Annotated in this window: 22 protein-coding genes; 7 read left to right on the plus strand and 15 right to left on the minus strand. The window is 43.2% G+C overall.

Translation table 11 applies throughout. The features are described 5' to 3' along the window. The coding region (locus F6J94_RS09720; RefSeq protein ID WP_293039491.1) for a tachylectin-related carbohydrate-binding protein at positions 1 to 406 on the minus strand (406 nt) is incomplete at its 3' end. A 545-nt stretch (positions 407 to 951) separates the two neighbouring features. On the opposite strand from F6J94_RS09720, the gene mutS reads away from it, so the two are divergent. From mutS to F6J94_RS09735, 3 genes are all read left to right on the plus strand, one after another. Beyond that, positions 952 to 4,113: a DNA mismatch repair protein MutS gene (gene mutS, locus F6J94_RS09725; protein ID WP_293039493.1), complete on the plus strand. Its 3,162-nt coding sequence runs from the start codon at positions 952 to 954 to the stop codon at positions 4,111 to 4,113. A 349-nt stretch (positions 4,114 to 4,462) separates the two neighbouring features. Continuing rightward, positions 4,463 to 4,702 carry a hypothetical protein gene (locus F6J94_RS09730; protein WP_293039494.1) on the plus strand — a complete coding sequence of 80 codons (240 nt, stop codon included), beginning with the start codon at positions 4,463 to 4,465 and terminating at the stop codon, positions 4,700 to 4,702. A 328-nt stretch (positions 4,703 to 5,030) separates the two neighbouring features. Next, the gene (locus tag F6J94_RS09735; RefSeq protein ID WP_293039496.1) at positions 5,031 to 6,188 is read left to right on the plus strand and encodes a hypothetical protein; all 1,158 of its coding nucleotides are present in this window, start codon (positions 5,031 to 5,033) and stop codon (positions 6,186 to 6,188) included. A gap of 7 nt (positions 6,189 to 6,195) precedes the next feature. Here the strand turns inward: F6J94_RS09735 and F6J94_RS09740 are convergent, their stop codons facing one another. Continuing rightward, a complete protein-coding gene (locus F6J94_RS09740; protein WP_293039498.1) occupies positions 6,196 to 6,375 on the minus strand; it encodes a hypothetical protein in 180 nt (59 codons plus the stop codon). 202 nt (positions 6,376 to 6,577) lie between these two features. Continuing rightward, complete coding sequence (locus F6J94_RS09745; RefSeq protein WP_293021803.1) at positions 6,578 to 6,895, minus strand: DUF4359 domain-containing protein; 318 nt, start codon at positions 6,893 to 6,895, stop codon at positions 6,578 to 6,580. A gap of 519 nt (positions 6,896 to 7,414) precedes the next feature. Between F6J94_RS09745 and F6J94_RS09750 the strand changes: the two genes are divergently transcribed. Further along, the gene (locus tag F6J94_RS09750; RefSeq protein ID WP_293039500.1) at positions 7,415 to 8,599 is read left to right on the plus strand and encodes an AAA-like domain-containing protein; all 1,185 of its coding nucleotides are present in this window, start codon (positions 7,415 to 7,417) and stop codon (positions 8,597 to 8,599) included. A 101-nt stretch (positions 8,600 to 8,700) separates the two neighbouring features. Further along, positions 8,701 to 10,005: a family 10 glycosylhydrolase gene (locus tag F6J94_RS09755; protein WP_293039502.1), complete on the plus strand. Its 1,305-nt coding sequence runs from the start codon at positions 8,701 to 8,703 to the stop codon at positions 10,003 to 10,005. A gap of 515 nt (positions 10,006 to 10,520) precedes the next feature. Here F6J94_RS09755 and cobN read toward each other — a convergent pair. The 11 genes from cobN to F6J94_RS09810 all read right to left on the minus strand — a co-directional run bounded on the left by cobN (position 10,521) and on the right by F6J94_RS09810 (position 20,771). Next, positions 10,521 to 14,639, minus strand: coding sequence for a cobaltochelatase subunit CobN (gene cobN / locus F6J94_RS09760; protein WP_293039504.1), 4,119 nt, complete (start codon positions 14,637 to 14,639; stop codon positions 10,521 to 10,523). A gap of 271 nt (positions 14,640 to 14,910) precedes the next feature. Next, positions 14,911 to 15,840 carry an abortive infection family protein gene (locus tag F6J94_RS09765; protein WP_293039506.1) on the minus strand — a complete coding sequence of 310 codons (930 nt, stop codon included), beginning with the start codon at positions 15,838 to 15,840 and terminating at the stop codon, positions 14,911 to 14,913. Positions 15,841 to 16,184: 344 nt separating this feature from the next. Beyond that, a complete protein-coding gene (locus F6J94_RS09770; protein ID WP_075903308.1) occupies positions 16,185 to 17,309 on the minus strand; it encodes a DNA cytosine methyltransferase in 1,125 nt (374 codons plus the stop codon). A gap of 1 nt (position 17,310) precedes the next feature. Further along, complete coding sequence (locus F6J94_RS09775) at positions 17,311 to 18,054, minus strand: hypothetical protein (RefSeq protein WP_075903306.1); 744 nt, start codon at positions 18,052 to 18,054, stop codon at positions 17,311 to 17,313. Between the two features lie 203 nt (positions 18,055 to 18,257). Continuing rightward, positions 18,258 to 18,461, minus strand: coding sequence for an SDR family NAD(P)-dependent oxidoreductase (locus F6J94_RS09780; RefSeq protein ID WP_293021812.1), 204 nt, complete (start codon positions 18,459 to 18,461; stop codon positions 18,258 to 18,260). Between the two features lie 44 nt (positions 18,462 to 18,505). Then, positions 18,506 to 18,754, minus strand: a complete 249-nt coding sequence (locus F6J94_RS09785) for a type II toxin-antitoxin system MqsA family antitoxin (RefSeq protein WP_293021814.1) — start codon at positions 18,752 to 18,754, stop codon at positions 18,506 to 18,508. Further along, positions 18,744 to 19,025, minus strand: coding sequence for a DUF4258 domain-containing protein (locus tag F6J94_RS09790; protein WP_293021816.1), 282 nt, complete (start codon positions 19,023 to 19,025; stop codon positions 18,744 to 18,746). The genes F6J94_RS09785 and F6J94_RS09790 overlap by 11 nt, the downstream gene beginning before the upstream one ends. A gap of 98 nt (positions 19,026 to 19,123) precedes the next feature. Then, the gene (locus tag F6J94_RS09795) at positions 19,124 to 19,399 is read right to left on the minus strand and encodes a hypothetical protein (protein ID WP_293039510.1); all 276 of its coding nucleotides are present in this window, start codon (positions 19,397 to 19,399) and stop codon (positions 19,124 to 19,126) included. 80 nt (positions 19,400 to 19,479) lie between these two features. Beyond that, on the minus strand, positions 19,480 to 19,692 hold the full coding sequence (locus F6J94_RS09800; protein WP_293021820.1) for a type II toxin-antitoxin system HicA family toxin: 213 nt from the start codon (positions 19,690 to 19,692) through the stop codon (positions 19,480 to 19,482). Further along, complete coding sequence (locus F6J94_RS09805; RefSeq protein WP_293021822.1) at positions 19,689 to 19,889, minus strand: type II toxin-antitoxin system HicB family antitoxin; 201 nt, start codon at positions 19,887 to 19,889, stop codon at positions 19,689 to 19,691. The genes F6J94_RS09800 and F6J94_RS09805 overlap by 4 nt, the downstream gene beginning before the upstream one ends. A gap of 504 nt (positions 19,890 to 20,393) precedes the next feature. Further along, positions 20,394 to 20,771, minus strand: a complete 378-nt coding sequence (locus tag F6J94_RS09810) for a hypothetical protein (RefSeq protein WP_293039512.1) — start codon at positions 20,769 to 20,771, stop codon at positions 20,394 to 20,396. Positions 20,772 to 21,114: 343 nt separating this feature from the next. Here F6J94_RS09810 and F6J94_RS09815 point away from each other — a divergent pair, with 343 nt between their 5' ends. Together F6J94_RS09815 and F6J94_RS09820 are read left to right on the plus strand one after the other, a co-directional pair. Further along, positions 21,115 to 23,697 (plus strand): ATP-dependent helicase, encoded by a 2,583-nt coding sequence (locus F6J94_RS09815; protein ID WP_293039514.1) that lies wholly within the window; start codon positions 21,115 to 21,117, stop codon positions 23,695 to 23,697. 400 nt (positions 23,698 to 24,097) lie between these two features. Beyond that, complete coding sequence (locus tag F6J94_RS09820) at positions 24,098 to 24,652, plus strand: choice-of-anchor E domain-containing protein (protein ID WP_293039518.1); 555 nt, start codon at positions 24,098 to 24,100, stop codon at positions 24,650 to 24,652. 50 nt (positions 24,653 to 24,702) lie between these two features. Here F6J94_RS09820 and F6J94_RS09825 read toward each other — a convergent pair whose 3' ends face one another. Continuing rightward, positions 24,703 to 26,187: a glycosyltransferase family 39 protein gene (locus tag F6J94_RS09825; protein WP_293039516.1), complete on the minus strand. Its 1,485-nt coding sequence runs from the start codon at positions 26,185 to 26,187 to the stop codon at positions 24,703 to 24,705. Positions 26,188 to 26,377: the final 190 nt, after the last annotated feature.

Below are 26,377 nucleotides of genomic sequence, written 5' to 3' on the forward strand. Positions count from 1 at the left end.
CTCCAGAACCTCCAGAAAAAACTTTACTATATTCGTTCCAACCGTCTGAAATAACCTTCTCTGCACCCCGATTACGAAAGTTGTTAGGATCCGGTAGACCACTATAGCTATAGTAGGACAGTTGACCGTTGGGCTTTAGAGCAAACAGAACTCCAGAACCTCCAGAAAAAACTTTACTATATTCGTTCCAACCGTTTGAAATAACCTTCTCCGCACCCCGATTACGAAAGTTGTTAGGATCCGGTAGACCACTATAGCTATAGTAGGACAGTTGACCATTGGGCTTCAAGGCATAAAGAATCTGAACACCAGACTGACCTTGAGTCAAAACAGGGGTCAAGGTTGTTAGCCCGGTCATGGTAGCGAGTACAACCAAAAACCTTCGACGTCTGATGACACTTTTCATTTGTATAACACCTTTTAATTTGTATAAGTGTGATTCGATTCCCTCCCAACCTCTTAATAAACAGAGAAGATTTTAAATAAACACAATACTGTCATCAACAGCTCTTTAATTTCTTCCAACTTATAGGGGCATCAGCAAGGGAATTGCTTAGTATTAAACATACACATAATTAATTTAGAATAATTTAGTTCTAATAATTTAGAATAATTTAGAATAATTTAGAATAATTTAGAATAATTTAGACATTCTGGCTAGGCTATACAATGCCAGGGTAAGCGCATCTTGTCAACAAACTGGGGGTAGTTCTCAATAAACCCGGTATTATTGTGCTTATTGACAAGATATTTTCTACATATAGTGTTCAGGGAAATAAATAAACACTATATGTATGAATCAATCCATTAGATGTGTTTACTCTACTCCCTAGTATTTAAAAAAAACTATTGCGATAGAGTAATGTAAGCCCAGTGGAAATGAATCTAACAAACCGAGGGTGACTTGGATTAACCTCTTACTATAGAGTATTGGTATTTCTAGCTTAGTAAATGAGCAGATCCCCTCAAGCATCTACTCCCGAATCCAACGATAACCTTCCGAAAAGGGCAACTGAAGCAGCAAGGAAAGTTGCGCCTGAGAATACTGACCATCGGACAGTGGACCGCAGTAAGCTGACACCGATGATGCAGCATTTTGCTGAAGTAAAAGACCAGTATTCCCATGCTGTGCTGCTCTACCGAGTTGGGGACTTCTATGAAACCTTCTTTCAGGATGCCAGGATAATTGCTGAAGCCCTGGAACTGGTCTTAACCAGCAAAGAAGCAGGTAAGGGAGTGGGACGGGTGCCAATGACGGGGGTTCCTCACCATGCTTTGGACCGCTACAGCACCATGCTAGTGGAAAAAGGCTATGCGATCGCAATATGTGACCAAGTGGAAGATGCCTCAGTGGCAGCCAAAGAAGGACGTCAGGTGCGCCGGGAAGTCACCCGTGTCCTTACCCCCGGTACCTTGATGGAAGAGGAGATGCTCCATGCTCGTCGTAACAATTTCCTGGCAGCAGTAGTGATTGCTAAGAATCATTGGGGTTTAGCCTATGCAGATATTTCCACTGGGGAATTTCTGACTACTCAAGACCGAGAGTTAGACCTGCTGGTTCAGGAATTGATGCGCTTGCAGCCCTCTGAGGTATTAATTCCCACCAATGCTCCCGATTTGGGGAGTATGCTACGACCTGGTCAGACTTCTGAGAGTTTACCGGATTGTTTACCAAATTCATTTTGTTATGCACTCCGTCCCCAACGACACTTTACCTTGGCCGAAGCCCGACAGCGACTGTTGGAACAGTTCAGAGTGCGATCGCTTGAAGGGTTAGGGTGTGAACATCTCCCCCTTGGTGTCCGTGCTGCTGGTGGGTTGTTGGAATATCTCAAAGATACCCAAAAAGAAAATTATGTAGCGTTACAGATATTACGTACCTATACCATTGCTGATTATTTAATTCTCGACCACCAGACTCGTCGCAATCTGGAAATTACTGCTACTGTCCGAGATAACACCTTTAATGGTTCCCTGCTTTGGGCTCTAGATCGAACCAGTACAGCCATGGGAGGTAGAGCATTGCGGCGCTGGCTACTGCAACCATTACTAGAGATTAAGGGAATCCGGGCACGACATGATACGATCGCGGAATTGGTGGAAAATACTGGACTGCGCCAGGACTTACAGCAGCTGCTTCGGAAAATTTATGACTTGGAGCGGTTGACAGGTAAAGCAAGTTCTGGTAGAGCTAATGCCAGAAATTTAGTCGCCTTAGGGGATTCTCTGTTGAGGTTACCGGAATTAGCTGACCTAGCGGCTTATGGCTCTTCTCCCTATCTGAAAGTGATGCAGAATGTACCGCCACAATTGGAAGAGTTAGGGCACACAATCCAGGAGCATCTGGTAGAGTCACCACCGTTGCATCTGACTGAGGGGAAATTAATTCGGCCTCAGGTCAACCAGCAGTTGGATGAAATGCGTGCTCAAGCCGAGGAGGATCAACAGTGGATTGCCAATTTGGAAGTGACGGAGCGGGAAAAGACAGATATTCCCAAGCTGAAGGTAGGGTTTAATAAGACTTTTGGATATTACATTAGTGTCCCTCGTGCTAAAACAGCTCAGGTACCAGATAACTATATTCGGAAGCAGACCTTGGTTAATGAAGAGCGCTACATAACCCCAGAGCTGAAGGAAAGGGAAGCACGGATTCTGACGGCCCGGGAGGATTTGAATCGTTTAGAGTATGAAATTTTTGTAGGTTTGCGCCATGAGGTAGCGCTGGAAGCTGACAGGATTCGGGGTGTGTCTCGGGCAGTAGCAGCATTGGATGTGTTGTGTGGATTAGCAGAAATAGCCGTTTATCAGGGATATTGTCGTCCCGATATGGATCAAAGCCGGGAAATTCGGATTATAGATGGACGGCATCCAGTGGTAGAGCAGTCCTTGCCCAGTGGTTTGTTTGTCCCGAATTCCGCGTCTTTAGGTCAAAACAAGTTGAAGGTTGACGGGGAGTTGAAGGTTGAAGGGGAGTTGAATGTTGGAAGGTTGAAGGTTGATGGGGAGTTGAAGGTTGACGGGGAGTTGAAGGTTGAAGGTTCTTCCGAGTTGAACGTTGAAGAGGAGTTGAAGGTTGAAGAGGAGTTGAAGGTTGGAAGGTTGAAGGTTGAAGGTTCTTCCGAGTTGAACGTTGAAAATTATAACCAGCAACCTTCTAACGAGCAACCCGATAACGAACAACCTTCTAACCTTGGCCAAAAGGCCACGCTACGCGAACAACCTTCTAACCAACAACCTGCAACCGACACTAACCTTGGCCAAAAGGCCACGCTACGCGAACAACCTTCTAACCTTGGCCAAAAGGCCACGCTACGCGAACAACCTTCAACCAACACTAACCTTCAACCTGCTAACCTTCAACCTGCTAACCTTCAACCTTCTAACCTTAAACCTGCCACCGAAACGGATAATCCTGATTTGATTATTTTGACCGGACCTAACGCCAGTGGGAAGAGTTGTTATTTGCGTCAGATAGGATTGATTCAGTTGATGGCACAGGTGGGAAGTTTTGTGCCAGCATCGGAAGCAAGTTTGGGGATATGCGATCGCATTTTTACCAGAGTCGGTGCGGTGGATGATTTAGCAACAGGCCAGTCTACGTTTATGGTGGAAATGAACGAGACAGCGAATATTCTCAATCATGCTACGGATAAGTCTTTAGTGTTGTTGGATGAGATTGGTCGAGGTACAGCAACCTTTGATGGTCTTTCCATCGCTTGGGCGGTCGGGGAGTATCTGGCCATGGAAATTAAGGCACGGACGATTTTTGCTACCCATTATCATGAGTTGAATGAGTTAGCCTCGATTTTGCCCAATGTCGCTAATTATCAGGTGACCGTAAAAGAGTTACCCAATGAAATCATCTTTTTGCATCAGGTACAGCCAGGAGGAGCTAACCGTTCTTATGGCATTGAGGCCGGACGTTTAGCGGGTTTACCAACCTCAGTGATTAAGCGGGCGAAGCAGGTGATGAAGCAAATTGAGAAGCACAGCAAAATTGCCCTGGGGTTGCGCAAGGGGATTGGCAAACAATTGTTAGCTAGGAACACAACTGGCCAAAAGGTGAGCGACCAAGAGGTGACCATCGAGCAGTTGGATATTTTTGATGACTAAGCCACCATGATTGTGATCTGATTAACAACTACACAGTCAACACAGCTGATCAGTTAACGCGGATGGGATGGGACCTAGGAGCCGCTACGCGAAAGCATCCCCGCCCACTGCCCTTACGGAAAAAAGATCCGATTGCATAAATTTTTCAGCTAGCCCTGATTAGTATATAGACCTTAACTAATCAATTTTGGGAGCAGCTCCGTGACTATAGACTACGCCACCTGTAGCTCTTGATAGGGATAAACCTTTAGTTTCTAAAGGGTAGCATCGTCGATTATAGCGCCATGTGATGTAGAAATTTTGTGGATTTGTATTTTTTTTTTAAGTTATTGGATGAGTAAGGAAACTTATGAAAGTTAAAAACGTCTATCAAGATGAACAAGGAAATTGGCATATCGACTATGGAATCGATCATCTGATGGGGCTATCCATTAGGACTTATTTAGGACAAATAATGATCGGATTGATCATTTCGATACCCATGATTTGTTTGGGCTTAATTGGAGGTACAATAAGTGAATTAAACCAAAAAGAAGATAGCAGCATTCAACAGATAGTTCCTCAAGCAAATTACCATCTTATTCGCTAATTATTAGATAGGTCAGCAAGATGGTAAACCAATTTACTGAGTGGTGTTGATAATGCAGGGCTATTTCATTTTGATTGCGCCCGTGATCTGCCCTGCTAGTCTTGCACTGCTAAAGATTTGAGCAATTGTCGGAAACTTTGCCCTCAACTTGTATCATAAGCATGGCTTTTATGATATGGGTGAGGCTCAGCGTCTTGCTGGTTTTAGTCTTAATACACTCAAGCAAATGATCGAAATTTAAATTCAGATCTAATTGATACGATGAATTTAATTGCAAACTATAACAAGTGTTTTTTGACCTTTAACTTAAATAAATTAAGGTTGTCTTATGCTTAACTTAAATCGATTATGGAACAAAATGCTTCCTAAAATAACATCAACTAGCAAATTTTTGTTGCTCATGGCTTTGAGCAGCAGTCTAGTTTTAACGTTTTTTCTAGCACCATCAATAGCACAGTTTACACCACTAACACAATTGCCCGTTGAAGAGGGTTCGGAAACACAACCTGCACCGGAAATAGAAATTGAAGAGGATTCGGAAACAAAATCTGCACCGGAAATAGAAATTGAAGAGGATTCGGAAACAAAATCTGCACCGGAAATAGGAATTGAAGAGGGTTCGGAAACAGAACCTGCACCTGAAATAGAAATTGAAGAGGATTTGGAAACAGAACCTGGACCTGAAATAGGATGGGAGTTCTTAGGTAGCCGAGAACTCAATCAAGTAGAAATTCACGAAACTAAGTATAAAGGTGAGTGCCCAGGTTACAGCTGGTCCTCTCGGGAGGCTCGGTTTACTTCCAGTACTACTCCCCCAGCTCGTAAAAGACGTGTAATTGTTAGAAATATTACCAGAGGAGTAGCTAGTGACCCATATCCTTACACCGACAGAGAGTACTATGAGGGTAGATCTTCAGAAGGGACAGAGATGAGTTTTGGAAAAAGACATCATAGTAAATATTTTCATGTTTTAGACGGAGAGAATAAATTTGAGTACGAGATTAAAGAACGCGATCGTGTACTTGAGTCGGGAGTTTTCACTGCTGTAATTAAAAGAAATATTGATGTCAGACAAAGAGATTCGTCTCCTATTACGAAATCAGTTTGTATGAACTCAGAAGTTCCTATGTCTTTGTGTGCTGATATCAGGACTCTTACTGAGTACAAATGTGGGAGCGGCGTTATCCGAAGCTTTCTCAAGCCAAATACCCCTGAAGTTGGTACACTTATATCCAATCAGACTCTCTACTCGGTAAAGTATTGGATCAATGATAGGATACAAAAATTGTCATCAGGTAGCGATAGAATCTATACCAATAACTTTTTAAACATAAAGTTTCAATCTTGCTCTGTAGGAAAAGAGGATGGAAGCAATGCTAAAGAATGTACTAACCAAACCAGGAGTTTGGAACGTGGTAAAAGATATCGGTTTACAGCCTCTGAATTAGACTATGAATCCCTTGATATAGAAGGTTTTCCACGATAATAGTTTTTTATAGGGCTGCAATTCTGATAGAATTAAGTACAGCGGTTTGCAATTTGTGAGGTACAAAGTTTTGGGTTTGTAGGGAGCAGGGAGCAGGGAGTAGGGAGCAGCGGATATGGGAACAGCGGATCTGGAAACAGGGAAAAAATGCTGTGTACCTTATAGTTATGAAAAACGCTGTAAGCATTAGCTGATAACTGTTCGCGTAGCGTGCGCGTAGCGCATTAGCTGATATACCAATCCGTGTAGGAATTGTGATAATTTTTGTTCCCTTTTACCTACTCCCTACTCCCTACTCCCTACTCCCTGTTCCCTGTTCCCTGTTCCCTGTTCCCTTTGCTATAACTGAGAGCTGATAGCTGATAGCTGATAGCTGATAGCTGACATAATTAAAACACCAAAAATTTACCTCCTAGCCCAACAGTGTGGAATTTTTTACCCCAGAAGTTGGTGGTATAGATACTGAAAAGGAAATAGTTTTGGTGACGAGTGTAGCTTTCGATCACTGGCTTAACTGCATCAGGTGGTAAAGGTTTACCGACAAAACAAGCTGCTTTTACCCCAAGAGGAAGGGATTTCTGCTGGCAGTAAGTATCATGTAAGTGCCATGACGCATGATCAAGATAAGCGTCTTTAGTGGGATTGGTGAGTGCCATAATGCTGGACACTAAAGCTAAGAAAACTGTGCTATTGATGCGCTGATACATAATTTTCTCTTAAAAAATATATTATTAGTAATCAGTAATTAGGACTTGGTAATTAGTAGTTGACCATTACCCATCACCCATTACCCGCTCAGCCATAGGATGATTAGTCAACCAGATTTGGCTTGGCTGGCTATCCTCGACTGATGGGAAGCCCAGTTAAATTCCTTGGTTAAATATTTTTTTCGTTATGTTGTGGGTCTATTCCGGAAAATTTAACCTATTGATTGCTATTGCTGCTAAATCGGCTATTTTCAAAATGATTAACCAGACTTGATATAATTCTCTTTTCGCCGATATGAAGTTTTTCTTTCCCTAGCTAAAAGCACCTCAAGTAGCGTGCGCGTAGCGCATAAGCTGACAATTTCAGTTCCTAGGATATTTTCACACTTTATTCACAAGCTATAATTATAATTTTTATCTACTAGCGTTATAGTAATCTGGTTATTTTTTGTTTTGAAAATAAAAAATTAAATCCTTTGATTTATGTCGGTAAACCAGACCATAAATAATCCCAAATTTATGATTAACAGTTACCCTCTATACCAAGTCGGTGGTAGTCTAGCCAGTGATGCGCCTAGCTATGTAGAAAGACAAGGCGATATCCAACTCTATAACGCCTTAAAAAGGGGTGAGTTTTGTTATGTTATGGCTCCCCGACAAATGGGTAAGTCTTCTCTATCGGTGCGAATCAGACATCAACTACAACAAGAAGGTATAAGATGCAGCACTATTGATATGACGCGCATCGGTAGCGAAATAATTACCCCAACTCAGTGGTACAAAGGAGTGGTGGCTGAGTTAGTACGAGGTTTCAAGTTATTCGGTGACTTTAATTTCCAATCCTGGTGGCACCAGGAAGAGTATCTCTCACTGCTTCAGCAATTGAGTTATTTCCTGGAAGATATCCTGCTGGTCAAATTTCCTACTGAGCGAATTGTTATCTTCATTGATGAAATTGATACTATTCTAAACTTACCTTTTCCCGTTGAGGATTTTTTGGCTCTGATCCGATTCTGCTATAACCAAAGAGTAATTAATCCCAACTATAATCGCCTTGTCTTTGCTTTATTCGGGGTAGCTAAGCCAAGGGATTTGATGACTGGCAAAAAGCGGACACCTTTTAATATCGGGAAAGCCATAGAACTAAATGGCTTTGAATTCGATGAAGCATATCCCCTTGCCAAGGGATTAGAGGAAACAGGGGGTAATGCTAAAAGGATTCTCAAGGAGATACTGGCTTGGACAGGAGGACAACCTTTTCTAACCCAAAAACTATGTCAGTTGGTGGTAGACTCAGTAAGGGTCGGGTTGACTATTGCTCCTGGTAATGAGGAATCTTGGGTTAGCAAAATCGTACATAATCAAATTATTGATAATTGGGAATCCCAGGATCAACCCGAACATTTGCGGAGCATCTCGGCTCGCCTTTTGAGTAATAATTTGACTAATAAATATTATGCTGACAAATTGCTGGGACTTTATCAGCAGATTTTAGCTGGAGATGATGTACCGATGGATAACAGCCAAGAGTGCAAGGAATTGCTGCTATCGGGTTTGGTGGTTAATCAACAAGGATGGCTGAGGCTGAACAACCCTATATATAAAGCAATTTTTAATGCTGAATGGGTTAGCAAACAACTAGGGAATCTGCGTCCCTATGCTCAAAAGCTTGCCTCTTCCGGATTTAGTATGCTACACTACTAGTTTAAGCTGCTACAACCCTAGCTATACCTGAATTTTTTGCTTCAGCCGCTTAAAATAACTTAAAATAATGTCCCAAACTCTTGCTAGGCAAGAATTTGACGATGTCGAATAAAAATAATGAAAACAGTGGATGTGGATGCGCAAATATTCCTATTTCTCTAATCTTACTGGTTTTAGGCGGTGGTTATTGGTGGTTGAACCATCAAGGAGGTTTCGCCATGATTAGCAAATTACCTCAAAACCTACCAATAGCTATTCCTAAAAATCTACCAATAACTATTCCTGGATTAAATTCGACACCAGCCGAACCACAACCTTCGGCTCCTACTCAGCCTTCTGTAACCACTGCACCTTCCTTACCAAATTCGCCAATTGTTAAACCTAATCATCAGCCAGCTTCATCAACACCTCAAACAGCTCAAAAACCTCAAACACCTCAAACAGCTCAAAAACTTCAAAAACCTCAAACACCAATTGTTAAACCTAATCATCAGCCAGCATCACCAACAACTCAAACTCCTTTGGATAAAAAAGCAATCAGAGGAATTTATATAAGTCGTTATAAGGTAACTAATAATGCTAGTGAAGAGAAGATTAGAAAACAAGTTCGTCATTATCATTCTCAAGGAATTAATACGATTATTCATGGTGTATGGGGTAATATTTGTCCTATGTACACTAGTGAAGTGATGCAAAAAACTTTCGGTTATAAAAGTTGTCCTAATCAGTTTCGCGACCGCTGGTTAACTTGGCTAATTGATGAAGCACACAAACACGGCATGGAAGTTCATGCTTATTTTGAAAAAGGTATCAAAATAGATAAAAATAGCCCGATTTTTGATTTAGCTATTGAACGGAAATGGGTTGTACCGGGCGTTGATCGCACCTATCCAGGAATCGAGCATTATATTCTTGATGTGGAAATTCCTGAAGTTGCTAATTTTTTTAGAGATATTTTAGTAGAATTTGTCCAAAAATATCCTAAAATTGATGCAGTCCAATGGGACGATTATCTGGGTTACCATGCCGAGTTGCCAGGTAAAGTAAATCGCACTAATAAGCTAACCGCTTTTTCACAAGAAATGATCGGTGCTATGAAACAAGCTAACCCAAAGGTTAGTTTTGATCTTTGTCATCATAATCCTTATTGGGCTAAAAAATATTTTGCTGCTGACTGGCCAAAATGGAATGTAGATCGAGTTTTTATTCAAGCTTATAATGATAAAAATTTTACCAAAGAAGTAGATTATGCCGAAACCTATGATGGAATTGCTATTACTGATAAACAATTCCATCGCTTGCCAGAAATAGTTGCTAACAACAAAATTAAGGCTATTTTAGTATTTCCTGATCGGACAAATCCAGAGGACGTAGCGTCTAAGTTAAAGCAATTTTATGTTAAATAGACGTAAGCTCATATAGCGTTTATCATAGGTATGATGTACAGAATTTCGGGATTTTAGGGAACAGGGAACAGGGAACAGGGAACAGGCAAGAGAGAAGAAAGAAGAGGGAAGAGGGAAGAGGGAATAGGGAATAGGGAATAGGGAATAGCGATGGGCTGCATCAAGAGGTGCGACCCGTGGCGAATTTAATTCTTAATAGGTCAAGCGCACCTAACAGGGAATCAACGTCAAAGAAGACTATACCTCATAACTGGCATAAACGCTATATAGCGATTTTTAATTAGGTGAGGTACAAATTTTTTGGTATTTTAGGGAGCAGGGAGCAGGGACTGAGGCCGTAGGCCAGGCTACGCGAAAGGAGCAATCAATTCATAAGAGGGAAGTCGGAAGTTGAAAGTCGGAAGTGGTAAAAAAATTTATGTACCTCATTAGAATAGAAATGCTATAGTAGTCGAAGTAAAGGTTAAAACATATTTCTGTTCCCTATTCCCTATTCCCTATTCCCTGTTCCCTAGCTATACAATGCCAAAATTTTCTCCTTCAATCACTGCTTCTGCTTGTAATGCGATCGCTCTCAATTTCTCTAAGGTCTCTGGTGCAACTGACTGCCACAATCCCCGCTGATTAGCTTCCAGTAACCGTTCTGCCATATCTCGCAATGCCCATGGATTCTTTTGTTGGACAAACTCTTGGACGTCTGGGTCAAATAAATACCCCTGAGCTACTCCTTGATACATATGGTCTGCGACACAATTAGCGGTAGCATCATAGGCAAACAAATAATCTACTGTTGCTGCCATTTCAAATGCTCCTTTGTAACCATGGCGCATCACTCCCTCAATCCACTTAGGATTCACGACACGAGAACGGTACACTCGGGCAATCTCTTCGTTTAGCTGTCGAACTTTGGGCTTTTCAGGGATAGAATTATCACCAAAGTAGGTTTGAGGATTTTTGCCAGTTAACCCCCGCACCGCTACGGTTAACCCCCCCTGAAACTGGTAATAATCATCTGAATCGAGTAAATCATGTTCCCGATTATCCTGATTGTGTAATACAACTTGCATCTGTTTCAGACGCTGCTCAAAGGCTTCTGGGGCTCCCTTGGGGGAAGATGAGCTGTAGGCGTAACTACTCCAGTTAATGTAAGCGCGAGCTAAATCCTGCTCATCTTGCCAGTTTTGAGATTCAATCAAACCCTGTAACCCGGCACCATAGGCTCCTGGTTTTGAGCCAAAGATGCGGTAGTGCGATCGCATTTGGGCTTGGGACTGACTCAACCCTACCTGTAACCAATAGTCTGTTTCCTGTTTCACCTGGGCTGCGAGAGGATTGTCTGATGGTGATTCATCCAGGCTTGCCACAGCAACTACTGCATTGTGAAATAGGTCGATTAAATTGGGGAAACTATCTCTAAAGAAGCCAGAGATGCGCAGGGTCACATCCACTCGGGGACGTTGTAACACAGACACTGGCAATATTTCAAAGTCTACCACCCGCCGTGAGGACCCATCCCAAATCGGTCGCACTCCCAACAACGCTAGAGCTTCGGAAATATCATCTCCCCCGGTACGCATGGTCGATGTGCCCCATACGGAAATTCCTAGGGTTTTGGGATACTCACCATTTTCCTGGGTATAGCGCTCCACTAGCACCTCAGCTGCCTTTCTGCCTACATCCCACGCTGTTTCTGTGGGTATGGCACGGATATCAACAGAGTAAAAATTCCGACCTGTGGGCAGAACATCCGGTCGTCCTCTAGTCGGCGCACCAGATGGCCCACTCGGTACATATCTCCCCTCTAATCCCCGTAACAATTGGGTAAGTTCTTGATTAGTTTGTTGTAGTGCTGGTAAAAGGCGATCGCGTATCCAATCTAATTCTTGTTTTGTTGTTTTAGTAATCGGTAATCGATCATCAGTAATCGCTAATGGATAATTAGTGATGATTTGTTCTACTAATTTAGACGCTTCTTCTTCTAATACTTCAACCAAATCACCAACAGTATATTTACCACTATAGCATTCCTCTGTTCCCTGTTCCTTATTCTCTGTTCCCTGTTCCCTTTCTATACTGCTTTTTGCTATCTCCTTAACCACTGAAAACTCTTCCGTTAGGGGGTCAAAACCCCAACCTAAATCCTGAGCTAAAGCACGAGTTAAGCCGATGCGATTCTTTCCTGGATGACGAGCAATTGCTACTATTAAATCCTGCAATTGACGTCCTTGGGGACATTGACTAAAGACATGTAATCCATCTCGAATTTGAGCTTCTTTCAATTCACAAAGATAAGCATCAATTTGATTAGTAATTTCCGATTCTCCAGCTTCGATGTCGTCTACTTCAATCCCCAAATCTTCGTGCAAGTGCTCATCAAGGATAAGTCTAACAATGCGATCGCGAATAATTGGCAAGCGAGACAAATCCAAACTCTGCGCTTCATAATACTCATCAACCAATCCCTCCAACTGTTGCAGAGGACCATAAAGTTCAGCACGAGTCATGGGAGGGGTTAAATGATCAATAATCACCCCTTGAGCGCGACGCTTTGCTTGAGCACCCTCCCCCGGATCATTGACAATAAATGGATACAAATGAGGCATGGCTGCTAAGGCTACTTCTGGATAACAGCACTCTGACAAGGCCAAACTCTTACCCGGTAACCACTCCAAATTCCCATGCTTGCCCACATGAACAATTGCTTGGGCACCAAAACACTTCCGCAACCAATAATAAAATGCCAAATACCCATCAGTGGGTTCCAAATCGGGAGCATGATAATTCAAAGCTGGGTCAAGATCATAACCCCGAGACGGTTGAATCCCTACAAACACATTTCCCAACTGAATCCCTGAAATGGGAAATCCCGAAATCTCGGTTATCTCTCCCTGGCCATTTTTGCGGTCTTTACCGTTAAGATCAAACTCTCCCCAACGCTCACGGATTCCCTTTTGAACCCCTATCGGTAACCCTTGAAAATAGTCCCAATACTCCTGCCAACTCAACTCTTGTCGTACCAAACGTAACTGCCATCCTTCTGGATCATTGGTAACCCCAGCGGTCAACCACTCAATCAACTCATCCCCAGTTTCCGGAATCCTGTCAACCCAATACCCAGCATCCCGTAACCCTTTTAAAATCTCTACACAACTGGCCGGAGTATCTAATCCTACTCCATTGGCCAGCCTGCCATCTCGATTGGGATAATTAGCTAAAATCAGAGCAACCTTTCTCTGATGCGGTAGGGTTTGCCCTAACCGTAGCCAATTCATGGCTAAATCTGCTACAAACTGAATGCGATCGCATACCGGTTCATAAACCACCACATCCGTTTCCAGAGCAGGATTCCACCGTTGCGCCGACTTAAAGGAAATCGCACGACTAATAATTCGCCCATCCACCTCCGGCAAAGCCACATTCATGGCAGTATCCCTGGGCATCAATCCCTGAAACCCAGACTCCCACTGTTCCACCGTGCCACTACTTAAAATAACCTGCAACACAGGCACATCCAGCCGTTCCCACAACTCCAACTGATGTACCTCAGCATCCAACTTAGCCACCGAGAAACTAGTCGTATTCAGCAACACTGCGATCGCGTAGCGTGAGCAAAGCTCAATCGCACTACTAGAGCTATCGGGAGTTTGGAAATAGCCTAACAATTCCCGTTGTACCTCTAGATCCCGTAAAGAAGAGACAAACACTGGCACCGGTTCCAAGCCCCGTTCTACCAAAGCCTGACATAACCCATCAATCGGTGCTGTATTTCCCGCTAAGTAATGGGCACGGTAGAACAGGATACCTACTTTAAGATTGCCAGCAGGTTGTTTGGTTGTTCGCCTTTGGCGTTCCCGAAGGGTAGGTTTGTTTTGGTTGAAGGTTGAAGGTTGTTTGGTTGAAGGTTGTTTGGTTGAAGGTTGTTCGCGTAGCGTGGCCTTTTGGCCAAGGTTTGTTTTGGTTGTTCGTCTTTGGCCTTCGGGTAGGTTATTTGGTTGCTGGTTGCTGGTTAATGGTTGCTGCTTATCGTCCCAACCTTCAACCTTCAACCTGCTAACCTTCAACTTGCTAACCTTTATGCCCGATTGCCATGGATAAACCCCAACTCGAGGCACAGGTTTTGGTGGTGCTGGATTATTGGTTTGCTCCAAGCATACATCTGCCACAAATTTCAGAGCGTTAGTGAAATTCTCAAAACCGCCTTCTGTAAAGTAGCGCCATAATTGATTCACTATCGGAATAGTTTCTGTGGAGTGACTAGTTAACGTCGGGTCTGGTCGGTCATCTCCTGGTAAAACCAATAACCTAGCGCCAGTTTGTTCTACTGTTTCTTTCACCACTTCTAAGCCATAGGACCAGTAGGAGCGTCCACCCAATAATCTGATAATGATAATCCGTGCTTTGGCTAAAATATCCTCAGCATAGGTATCAATGGTTAGTTGTTGCTGCAACTGCAACAGGTTAGCGACTCGGATAGCTGGGAAATCTGGGGGAAGTTGGGATACCGATGCGGCTAGGGTTTGGATATCCGTGTCAGCAGCAGTGAGGAAAATAATCGGTGCTGGGGTTTGTTCGATGAAGATAACCCCTTCAGCTTCAGGGTTCCATCCTCCTGGAGTTGCGGCGATGCGATGCATAGTTTAGGGTGCGATTCGTTGATTCTAAATGAGTCTATTGGACTCAGGGAGAGATGGCAAGGCTCTAGGTGTTGTAACTCGTTAATAATCTCCAGGTTTTACCTGCCCATTGTCACCCTTTTAACATGGCTAGGGATGGTTGGGGTTTGGTGTGATTGTCAGGCACCAGGATGTTGAAGAGCGGGTGATGGTGATCGTCTCATGTCTGCTTTTGCAGCCAGGGGTCGGGGGTGACTCTCTGACTGAGTTTAATTAGCTATTGCATTGGGTTTTAATTGTTAGGTTTGTTGTTTTTCTGCATTTGATACTCCTTTGTTGCAAATAGAAAGTGGCATAGTGTTTTAGCCGAATTAACTGCTAGTCTGGCATGATGTTCCGACGGTTGATAGGATCTGGCGTGAGCATCGCTCATGTTATTTCGCAAAGTAGCCAAGCCATTAACTATCTTTGTTAGACCATTGAGAATTTCCTTTAAACACTTTGCAAGGTTTTCCTGTCCTGGAGAAAGATTAAGGTGTTTTTGAACTCTCTTATACCGTTCAGGTAAGTTTACCTTATAGTCCGATGGATTAGGATCAAACTCTTGTTCGATTGCCAACAAAACTGCCTCAACGAGAGAGCGTGCGTTAGTGATTGCACCATCAAAATCACTTTTAGCAATCTTATCGTCACATTTACTGATTTGCTCATCAATAAAAATATGTGTTACTTTCTGCGAATTTTCATAAGGATGTGATAATTCAATTTGAGAACCATCCAATTTAGAAACATCCCATTTGTTGTTTCCTGAAGATTGTAGTTTATAATTATCAAATTCAAGATATTTGTTAAGAAGTTCGACTGCCTCTTTATTATCACTTCCTTCTTTCCAAAAATGACGAGGATCAATAGCCGCGAGCAGGATATCTTTCATGATTAGCTTATCGTTAAACTCACGTAACTTCTCCTCAGCGTATTTCTTACGTGCAGGAAAACCTCGACCGTATTCATCGTTCGAACCAAATTGGTTAAAAAATTCAACCAATTGGGGACCACTTCGAGAGGGTGAACAATTTCCATCACCTGTAATGATATCACGAAGAACTAATATGGTTTCTTTTAAGAATTTCACGCTTAAATCAACCTTTAAAACCTGATTACACAATTCTAAAGTACAGGTCATAGCAAGGAATATGCCACGATTGCTGCTACCTTCGATCACTATTCGCTGTGGTGAACAGTGTGGGAATCTTTCGTTATACATTAGGCTAACACACTCAAAGAAGGGCGGCAAGGTCTCGGACTTGTGACAACTGAATAACGGTGATAGTAAAGTTTACTCTACCCTGATACTGGGGTGACAGGATTACTGCTACAGTAGCGAATAGTTGTAAAGCGGGGTAAAAAGGTGGTAACTGGGAGCCTAACTGGGAATTCCTATAATAATCTCCAGCTTCGACTTGCTCATTGTCACCCTGTTAACACCCCTAGGGATGGCTGGGGTCTTGTTGGGCTTTGTCCTTCAAAGCAACCTACCAATCGGCATGATCATATCAAATCATTGAGTTATAAATTCAATTCCAGTTGTAATACCGTATTATTAGTAAATAAATTCATTGGTTGGCCTAAACACTGTGCTTGGTAAACTGCTTGAAGAAAACAGGCAACTCGATAGGCAAATTGTACAGGAACAGCGTTGCCAATCTGCTGGTGGACATGACGTTTATTTCCTCCATGAAATACCCATGAGTCTGGGAAAGTTTGAAGTCGGGCATATTCACGATTAGTAAAGCGTCGAAGACGGCTTGCACTGATACGCCATAGCTTTAAGTTAATATTTGGATTCCTTACAAATTGCCCATTGACGCGATCTTTTTCCTTTCTTTCTGCCACCACATTTCCCTGAGCCCACCCCCAAATAGTTCCAGTATCAATAGCAGGAAATGGGGCATCCAAAGATCTTATTGGATGTCCGTCAGATCCAGTTCGAGAGAATCTACATGGTACAGGGGTCTCAGTAGGATCAAATGCCTTTCCAGTCTCCTCATGAACACGGCTTTTGAACCCCCATTCAGGACAATGATTAGGAAGGGAAATGAATGGATTGGCAGCCAGATCAGCTAAATATGCTGATGCTGGTGTATCTGGCTCTGGCGTGGGCCAGTGAAAAGCTGAGGGAAATCGGTCGAAGCTGGCAATAAAAATAAATCTTCTTCTCGTTTGAGGCACTCCAAAACCAGATACTCTGAAGACATTATATTTTATGTAGTATCCAAGACTCTTGAAATGCTCTGAAATTACGTCAACAAAAGGCTTTCCACTTTTGGGTTCTTTCATTGTCCTGAGATTGAGAACATTTTCAATTACGATAAAGCGAGGCTTCTTGATCTTTGCCATTCGGACAACTTCTTGAAACAGAAAATTCCTCTCGTCATTTTCCTTTCGATTCCCGCCCAGTGAAAAGCCCTGACATGGAACGCCTGCTAAAATTACATCACTATCAGGTAAATCTCTTTCTGATAGTTCTCGAATATCAGCTTCTTCAACATCCCACTCAGGTCGATTATTACGGAGTGTTTTAACGCTCCATGTATCAATATCTGTGGAGTATAGATGTTTAAAACCAGCCATTTCAAAGCCGATATCTAAGCCACCTGCACCAGAAAAAAGACTTGTGAATGAAAGTTCCATATCAACGAAGAGTGACTGTTGGTCCTAAAGATTTTGCTGCACGAAAAACTTCAAATGTGTGTTTCTTTCCTGCGTTTGGATTATCTATATAGGAAGGTGTAAGCGTATGTTCAATCATATCAAAGTAATAACCCCTGATCAGCCTTGGAGTCTCTATACGTGTGATAGTACCCGAGTGTTTTAAATCTATACCAAATTTAAAGCCAGTTGGAGCAATCAGAGTAACTTGGCGTTCTGTGCCATCCGTAAGGGCAAATGGTGTAGGTGCAACATACATTTTTCGGTCACGAATCATAATGTCTCCATAGCTACCGAAACCTTTAAGATTCTTATTTTTATGGATATAAGAATGGTCTGCATTTAAGAAATTGCCATGACACATGACAAGATCATAGACTGGATAGTTCTTTTCCTTGGTTTTTGCTGGGTATCGTCCAAACACATAGTAAATTGTCCTCCCATTATGCAGACCTGAGGGCACTTGACTATTGCAGTCATAGTTTGCTTCCCTGCCTGGAAATCCTAATCCTTTTATCTCGAAGCCAAGGGGGAAATCAACAAGCCTGAAGTCTGGATAAGCATTTCTTGAAGGTTCATCGAAGTTCAAGGAAAGCCTTTCAAGACGAACAGCAAACCAATTTTGAAAGCTAAACTCTTTGTCCGTGGAAGAAACGCGACTTATCAACTCGCTGGCATCGATTGCGCGAACGCATTCTAAGAAAACCTTTGCTATGATTTGATCCATATTGATTTGTCTAGCCCAATGTTGCGATCGCTCTCAGCTGTAGTTACACGCAACTGTAGTGCATTTGGTGCTTGACAATGGAAGCACATCCAAAAGACAAAGTCAATGTTAACACTTCTGCAAGACCATCTACTGATACTCAGCAAAGTCTAACGGTTAAGGTCAGCGGGGCGAGACCTTGCCATAAGTGTCTAGAATTTCATTCACCGCAGCCTGGATACTGGCCTCATCGGTGATGTCCAACGGAGTGGGTGAGCACCCAACTCTCTAAGGTCAGCCATTTTCTCAACACTACGTGCCGCCACTACTACGGTCAGACCATCCTTCAGCAGAGATTTGGCCATTTCTTTGCCCATACCCGATGATGCGCCGGTAATCAGTGCGACTTTGGATTTACCATCTGCCATGATATTGAAGTTCCCTGTGTTTAGTGGACTCGTTAATATTAAACTTAGAAACTAGCAACCTTCACAGATTTTGTTACTGCTACTGTCTTGCGATCGCGCTTAATACGGTCAATCTCTTTAAGAGTCAATGATGTTAAGTAACTCGTACCGCAACTAGGGCAGCTAACCATAGGTACATTTTCAATCACCAGTAGATCTTTTCCTTTCCCATAGGCTCGAGATCCATAGCGAGTTCTGGCCTCAGCAAAACCACAAACATCGCAAACAGTAAATTCTTCAATTTCAGAGTGCATAGACTGTGATGATTATAACCTTGCCAGATGAGCCTAGCTTAACAATTACTTCCACAGGATCGCCATCAGTTGAATATCCTTGAATCCGGTATTTGTACTCTGCGGTAGCTCTATCCTTCTGACGCTCGATAATTTCACCAGTGAGAATGGCCTGCTCAACATCCGCCAGCATCAGATTGTCGTCATCCATTTCTTCATCAGCATGGATCGTCATCACATACTGTTGTCGAAGAATTTTGTCCTGGATTTTTTCTAGGATAGCTGCAAACACTCTTACGGTTCTCAGAGTTACCCCTTAAAGGGTACATTTTAGGTTGAACTGATAATAGCAATAAACCGCTTCACAATTTTGGTTAACAAAGCCTTGCATCATACCAATTTCTTCAAGCTCCGAGAACCAAAACGATAAACTGCACGATGTCCGATCCGAATTACCCAAGGTTGGGCATCAGGGTATCGCTCATAGAGTTGATCAGTGGCCGCGATCGGAGTATCGGCAAGTTCAAAAGCTCCCGTTTCAATGTCGATCGCTACGATTTTTCCATAATTGCCTTTTTCTACCAAAGGACGTACTTGAATCTCATAAATATGATTGCCTCGTTGGGCAAATTCTTCTTTGCTATAGCGGGGCGGCCGTTCCACCATTCCTTTGACCTCTTTTCAAGAAGATCAGCGTCTATGGTGATTATAGATCGGAACCTGCTAGACCAATAGTAAACACAACTTTACTTACCCAAGTCTTCTTCCCTGAGATTAGCATCCCTCATGAGCTTACTTAAAATTCCAGTCGGTAAATCTCGGTTGCCATGAACAGGGATAGAGAGAATAGCTTGAACACCCTTCTTGCTATAAATGTGATGACTACTATTGATTCGTTTGAGAACCCATCCTCGCTTCTCAACAATTTTGCAGAGAGCCTTGCCAGATATAGACTTCATAGGGATAGTTCAACTAACTGCTTATCAGGCTCAAACTCTTCCCTTTCGCTCGCCACCTCAATCCAACCCTGGACAGCTTCTTCAAGCATTTCTATAAGGTGTTCATAGCTTTCACCCCATGTATGACATCCAGGTAGTGCTGGAACTGAGCCACACCATACCCCATGCTCTTGCCAAATAACTACTTTAATCTTCATTGCTGATCCTGTGATCCACTAGAACTCTACACTTTGAGTATAGAGTCATCTTTCGGAATCTTGGGTTGGAGCGGTTAACGCCAGTGAACTATCCTAAGGCTTGTGACCAGTGAAAGTTGAAATAAGGCTGATACAGCTTAACGGCATCAGGCGTGGAACCGGCATCTTGACGGTTATCAATATTCCCAGGCAGGATGCCCACCCCACTCATATTCATTCCGCCCCTCAGCAATGCCAATATGATTGCCTCGTTGGGCGAATTCTTCTTTGCTATAGCGGGGCGGCCGTTCCACCATTCCTTTGACCTCTTTTCAAGATCAGCGTCTATAGTGATTATAGCTTGGAAGCTGGTAGACCTAATTTTGATAGTTATTCGCTGATCATCCCAAAGGATTTTTTCTAGTTTGCTTAGTCTTCAGGGAACTCCGAACCAAATACTTAAATCGCCTGTGCCCCATCCATGGGGCACAGGCGACGGAGGTCAGAAAAAACCCCTAAGAGCGATTAGGAACCGACAGCGATCCAACCTATGGTTTCGGTAAAATGTCCTCCATCTGACAGAGCCTGCCTTGGACCACCCCGAACTAATTCGTTCATTTTGAACTTAAAGCCCTCCGTGGTTACATCTGCGATCCTGACACCAGGGGTATCTGCTCCATTAAAGGTTTGAACCATTGGAATCACGATCACATCTGAGCCTTCCGGAAATGGGGTTGGGAATAACACTTCTGTGAATGTGCTTGTGTCACCATTTGTTGTTTCAAGTGGGCCTGGGGAATTCAGGTCAATCATCCCTGCTTGAATAGTCACTGCATAAGCTGGGGTAGCAATAAGTACCAGTGCAGCCATCAAGGACATGAAAAACATCGCAACTCGCTTCATAATCTCCTCCTTAAAATGAGAAAAGCGAAAGAAGTTTTTCTGAGTTAACAAGGCTAATAGTACCTGAGCACAACTGACAATGCAAATGTAAATTTTGCCTGTTTTATGGTAAAAAACGCATATTAAACCCATTTATGGGGCATTTTTGGCACATTTTTGCGTAAGTTATGCAATTTATGAATAATGATTAACCTACTCTAGGATTTGAGTTACCCGTGAGAATCTGTCCCTACTCCCGAGGTCTAGCAGTTGAATGAGCAACCAGCTTAACCAAAAGCGATAGCGATTTGCAACCTGCGCTAATTACAATACCAAAAAATAGTCACTTGCAGCAAATCTCAACATGTCAGAGGATACAGATACCAAGTCAGGCTCACAGCAAACCCCCCTCGCAGCTTGGCGTGCCCAAGAACTACAACGACTCCGCAATAGTTTAAGACGGGGACAACAACCGATGGCCGACTGGCAAGGGGGAACCTTAGCTGTTTCTGCTGTCCCTGGTGCAGGGAAATCTACTGGCATGGCAAAAGCTGCAGCAATTGCGATCGCAAATTACCAACTCCATAGCAGATATCAATTGCTGGTAGTAACCTTCACTCGCTCTGCCGCTGCCAGTATTCGAGCTAAAATCCGCGATGACCTAAAAACCCTTAAAGTTCCACAAAATAGTTTTGTAGTCTATACCTTACATGGTTTAGCCCTCTACATTGCTAACCGTCATCCAGAATTATCGGGACTTAATCTAGACAGTAGTACTCTAGTAACTCCAAATCAAAGTCATCGCTTAATCCGTGCTTGTGTGGAACAGTGGATTGCTAATTATCCACGCCGGTATCTTACCTTGCTCGAAGGTCGAAGCTTTGATGGAGAAGAAACAGAACGGTTGCGCCGACAATCCGTATTGCGAACGGAAGTGTTACCTAACCTGGCCTACACTGTTATCCATGAAGCCAAAAGTTCTGGGTTATTACCAGCAGATTTGTGGCACCTCAGTGAACAGACAACCGATGAATATGGGATATTAGCGATCGCAGCAGGACTGTATCAACAGTATCAAACCATAGTGCGATCGCGTGAATTCATCGACTACGATGACATGATTCTAGCCGCCCTGAGAGTGCTAGAAAACGATGCCATCCGTCAGCTCTGGCAAAATCAATTTTTTGCCGTCTTTGAAGACGAAGCCCAGGATTCCACACCCTTACAATACCGACTCTTACAAACCCTAGCCACATTGCCAGCTACTTCAGAACCCTACTCACCAAATTCCCCATTGCCGCCACCCCTCAGTAGTAACACCTCAATCAATTTAACCCTCAACAATTCCAACCTTCAACCTTCAACCTCTCAACCTTCAACCTCTCAACCTTCAACCTCCCAACCTTCAACCTCCCAACCTTCAACCTCCCAACCTTGGCCTATTGGCCACGCTACGCGAACAACCCCACACCATACCCTAAATCTGATCCGAGTTGGAGACCCCAATCAAGCCATTAACTCTACCTTTACCCCAGCTGACCCGATTTATTTCAATTGGTTTTGCCAAAAATGTCAGGGAATAGGACGTTTAGCCACAATGGATCAAGCGGGTCGCAGTAGCCAGGTTATTATCGATGCTGCCAACTTTATCGTGAATTGGGTCAATAGCACCTATGGCAGCAAAAACTCTACCGAAACAGTACCACAGCCAGACTCTATCCCCCAAACCCAACCATCCACCGAGCTACCCTTTCGTCCTCAAACCATTCGTCGAGTAGATGCCAATGACCCTCAACCGGATGCCAACCCAAATCCAGAAGGGAGAGGTTTAGAACTCTACACTCCTAAGGACATCTACCACACCGTCGAGCTGATTGGAAAGCGAGTAGTAGAGCTATTTGCCAAAAACCAAAACCATAACGCTGCTGTGTTAGTGCGGGAGAATCGACAAGGAACCTTTGTGGTGGAACAACTGGAGTATCTCAAACGCCAGCATGAGATTGAGGTGTATGATGTCCAAAAACGCGATCGCGAATCCCACGTTCCCAGTCAAATCCTAACACTGCTGCAATTTCTCGACCGTCCCCATTCTCCGGATTACCTAAAAGCTGCCCTAGACGTCTTAGTAAAACGTCAGTTAATTCCCACCCAAGACCTCAATGCTCTATCGACCTATCCCGAACAATTCCTCTATCCTGGTCCATTGGACCCACCCCAGACAAAAGCAGTTATCAAAGCTCGCCGCTACTGCTGTGATTTACTACGTGCTCGTCTAGAACTCCCCAATTATCACCTAATTTCCTTCCTAGCTCAGACCTTAAACTATGACCAATGCGAGCTAGCCACAGCAGATAAATTAGCCGAACGGATAGCAAAACAGACCTTTGGCAACAGTTCTATCAGTGAAACTCTAACAGTACTTCAGGAAATCGTTACCTCAGAACGTTTTGAACCTGTAGACCCAGACAATACAGACTCCCCTTATCTGCGTTCCCATCAACTTACTGTAATCACCATGCACAAAGCCAAAGGATTAGACTGGGACTATGTTTTCTTGCCCTTTCTCCATGAAGACACCCTTCCAGGTAATCCGTGGGTACCTACTGCCGCTCAGTTTTTGGGAGAATTTACCCTAGCAGAAGTAGCCAGAGCTCAAATTCGTGCCTACCTTCACGGTAAACCCTTACCCATGGCACCCGAGGCTTGGGAACAAGCCGCACAGCTTAAGACTGCTGAAGAATTCCGCTTACTCTATGTAGCCATGACCCGAGCTAAACGATTGCTGTGGATGGCCGCCGCCGATTTGGGACCATTTCGGTGGAATACCTTTAGTGGTAAAGGAGATAACTTGCAGCAGAAGAAACCCTGTCCAGTATTGCCAGCCTTGAATGCTCAGTTTCCAAATTCTTTAATGGTTAATGATTACAGCGGTTTGCAATTCAATTAGGTACAAATTTATGGGTTTTTAGGGAGCAGGGAGCAGGGAGCAGGGAGTAGGAAAACAATCCTGTTTACCTGATAGTTATGCAAATCTAATGGTTAATGGTTAATTGAATAACAATGACAATTTTTAAATTAACCATTAACCCATTAATAAAACTAGATTTTATAAGCTTTTAATTCTATGATTTAGATAATTAATCTACAAGATATAGCAGAAGTCAGAAGTCAGAAGTCAGAAGTCAGAAGTCAGAAGTCAGAAGTCAGAAGTCAGAAGTCAGAAGTCAGAAGTCAGAAGTCAGAAGTCAGAAGTCAGAAGTCAGAAGTCAGAAGTCAGAAGTCAAACTCTTGCGCTTACTTAGGTTTGAGACTTTTGTCATGTCCGCGCCTGCCCTGGCGACTGCTATATCAACCCCTTCGACACTAGTCTCGGTACCCTTGATGCCGTGACCATAGAATTTAACGGGCTAATGTCAGGGGACGCACGAAGCGAAAGCCTAGACGCAAAGCCAGCAACTCTGACTTGGAATCTCGAAGGCTTATTCACATTGGTCGGACCAAATAATACAACCCTGTTCACACAGACAGCAACAGTAGGAGATTCAGCCCAAGTCGCTGCCTATGATGGCACATTAGATTTTCAGGGTGAGTCTGCAGTTTCATTTATCGGACTAACCGTTAATGTATTCGGTGATAAGACCTTCACAAATGGTTCCGTGTTTAATGCATTCCTGGGCACTGAACCCATAGACTTTTTCTTCTCTGCGGAAACCACATCAATTGTTACCGGAACCGCTAATATACTCAATGCGATCGCAACAAAAGCCCAAGGGGATGTTCAGGTTACTTACAACTACACACCATCAGAGCCAGAGTCAGTACCAGAACCCGCGACTCCCCTTGGCTTAGGTTTAGTCCCAGGACTAAAACTGTTGTGGCAACGAAAGGCTGAAGATTGTTAATTGTTAATAGCCAATTTTAAAGTGGTTTAAGTGATATCTTTGAAAGCCACTTAGTCTAAGGCTGTTTCGGTGTCCTTAGGGGTGACCAAAAATACATCGATATAACTTTTATACCCGATCTCATTCTTGAATACTTGATGGTTTTTGATTTCAAATCTTTTCCTGAGCTCATTCTGTAATTGCTCAGTGCTATCTGGGTTTCTGTTATTATTATGTACCAGCCACAGGCGTGATGGAAATGGTGACAAACTTTGTTCCCACTCCTCTAAATCTAAAACCTGAATAGGTGCTGAACCCTGATAGTAATGATTTAAGGCAAGACGCGGGCGAGGATAACCGATGTGTAAAGCAATGACATCTTCCGGTTGCTCATTAATCGTAATCATTTGTGACACACTGCGCCAATCGTGACGGTACACCTTGGTATAGTAATGCTCCAACCCACCACCAACTGCCACGAAATACATCAGAGCGATCGCAATCCCTAATTTCCGTGCTCGATGCCAAATTTTGCTAAACCCTACTGCCAGCAAAATCAGCAGGTATGGAGCAATGAATAGCAGATAGCGTGGTAGCCAAACCGGACTAAAGATCCAAGACATTATAAACAAGACAGCTGTCGGTAAAAATCCCCAAGCAGCAAGCCAAAAAATGTGGGGTTTAAGCTGCCTATTAAATAGAGAAAAGCCCAGCAAACCAGCCAACATTATGGTATATAACTTGTAGAAATGTTCACTTACAGAGGACTGTAAAGACTTCAAGGGCCAATAGGCTGTAAATATCGTTAGTCGGGACAACACATTAACTAGGGTTGGTTTCGGGTTGTTAGCTGTCCAACCGTCAAAGAATGCAGATGAAGCAGTAGCGACCTGGAAAATCCATGGTAAGGACACAATACCAACAACTAGGAGTACTGCACCAACCCCTAACAAAACACGGTATCGCTTACGAAATTTCCACACCAGTAATAGACAATCTGGCAGTAGCAGCAAACAATTGAGTGGTGTAGTCAAAGTCGCTAAAAGCCGTGCAATCAGCCAGCAACTGATTGACACAGTGGTCATACGTTCCAGCCCATGAGTCAGAGCCAGTGTGCCTACTAGACCAAGGAAAGTACTTAAGCTGTACATCCGCACTTCTTGGGAATGGTTGATGAACACAGGCGATAGGGTTACTAGGAGAGCTGCAATCAGTCCAACTCGCTGTCCCACTAAACGACGACCAAGGCAATAAGTTAAGAAAACACTACCTAATCCAAACGGAATCGACAATCCCCGCAACCAGACATCACTCTCACCGAAAAACATCCAAAGCCGTAGAAGTATGAAATAGAGTGGGCGTGTCAGACGAAGCTTCTCTGGTATCGCTTTAGCGTCATGAATACTATAGAGTTCATCGATCCAAAGGCTCTCTGTACCAAGTTGATAAAAATACAACGTAACAGCTAATAGCAGAATCAAGGTAATGGGAATCCACTCCTGTAGCGAATTAACTCTAGCTAGTGGTGGAGAAAAAGATTGTGTTTTTGATTTCATATTCATATCAATTTGTCATTTGTTATTTGTATTGATATTCAGAATTATTTGAATTTAAAAAATTTTCGATTGCATACTCATATATTTCAAGATCAGGCTGACATATCCTTTGGATTTTTTCTAAAATTTTTTCAGTGATGACAGAAGATTGGTGCTTTTTTGATTTAGGATTACGATTTAAACTCCTATT

This window comes from Moorena sp. SIO1F2 (genome assembly GCF_010672755.1).
Lineage (GTDB): Bacteria > Cyanobacteriota > Cyanobacteriia > Cyanobacteriales > Coleofasciculaceae > Moorena.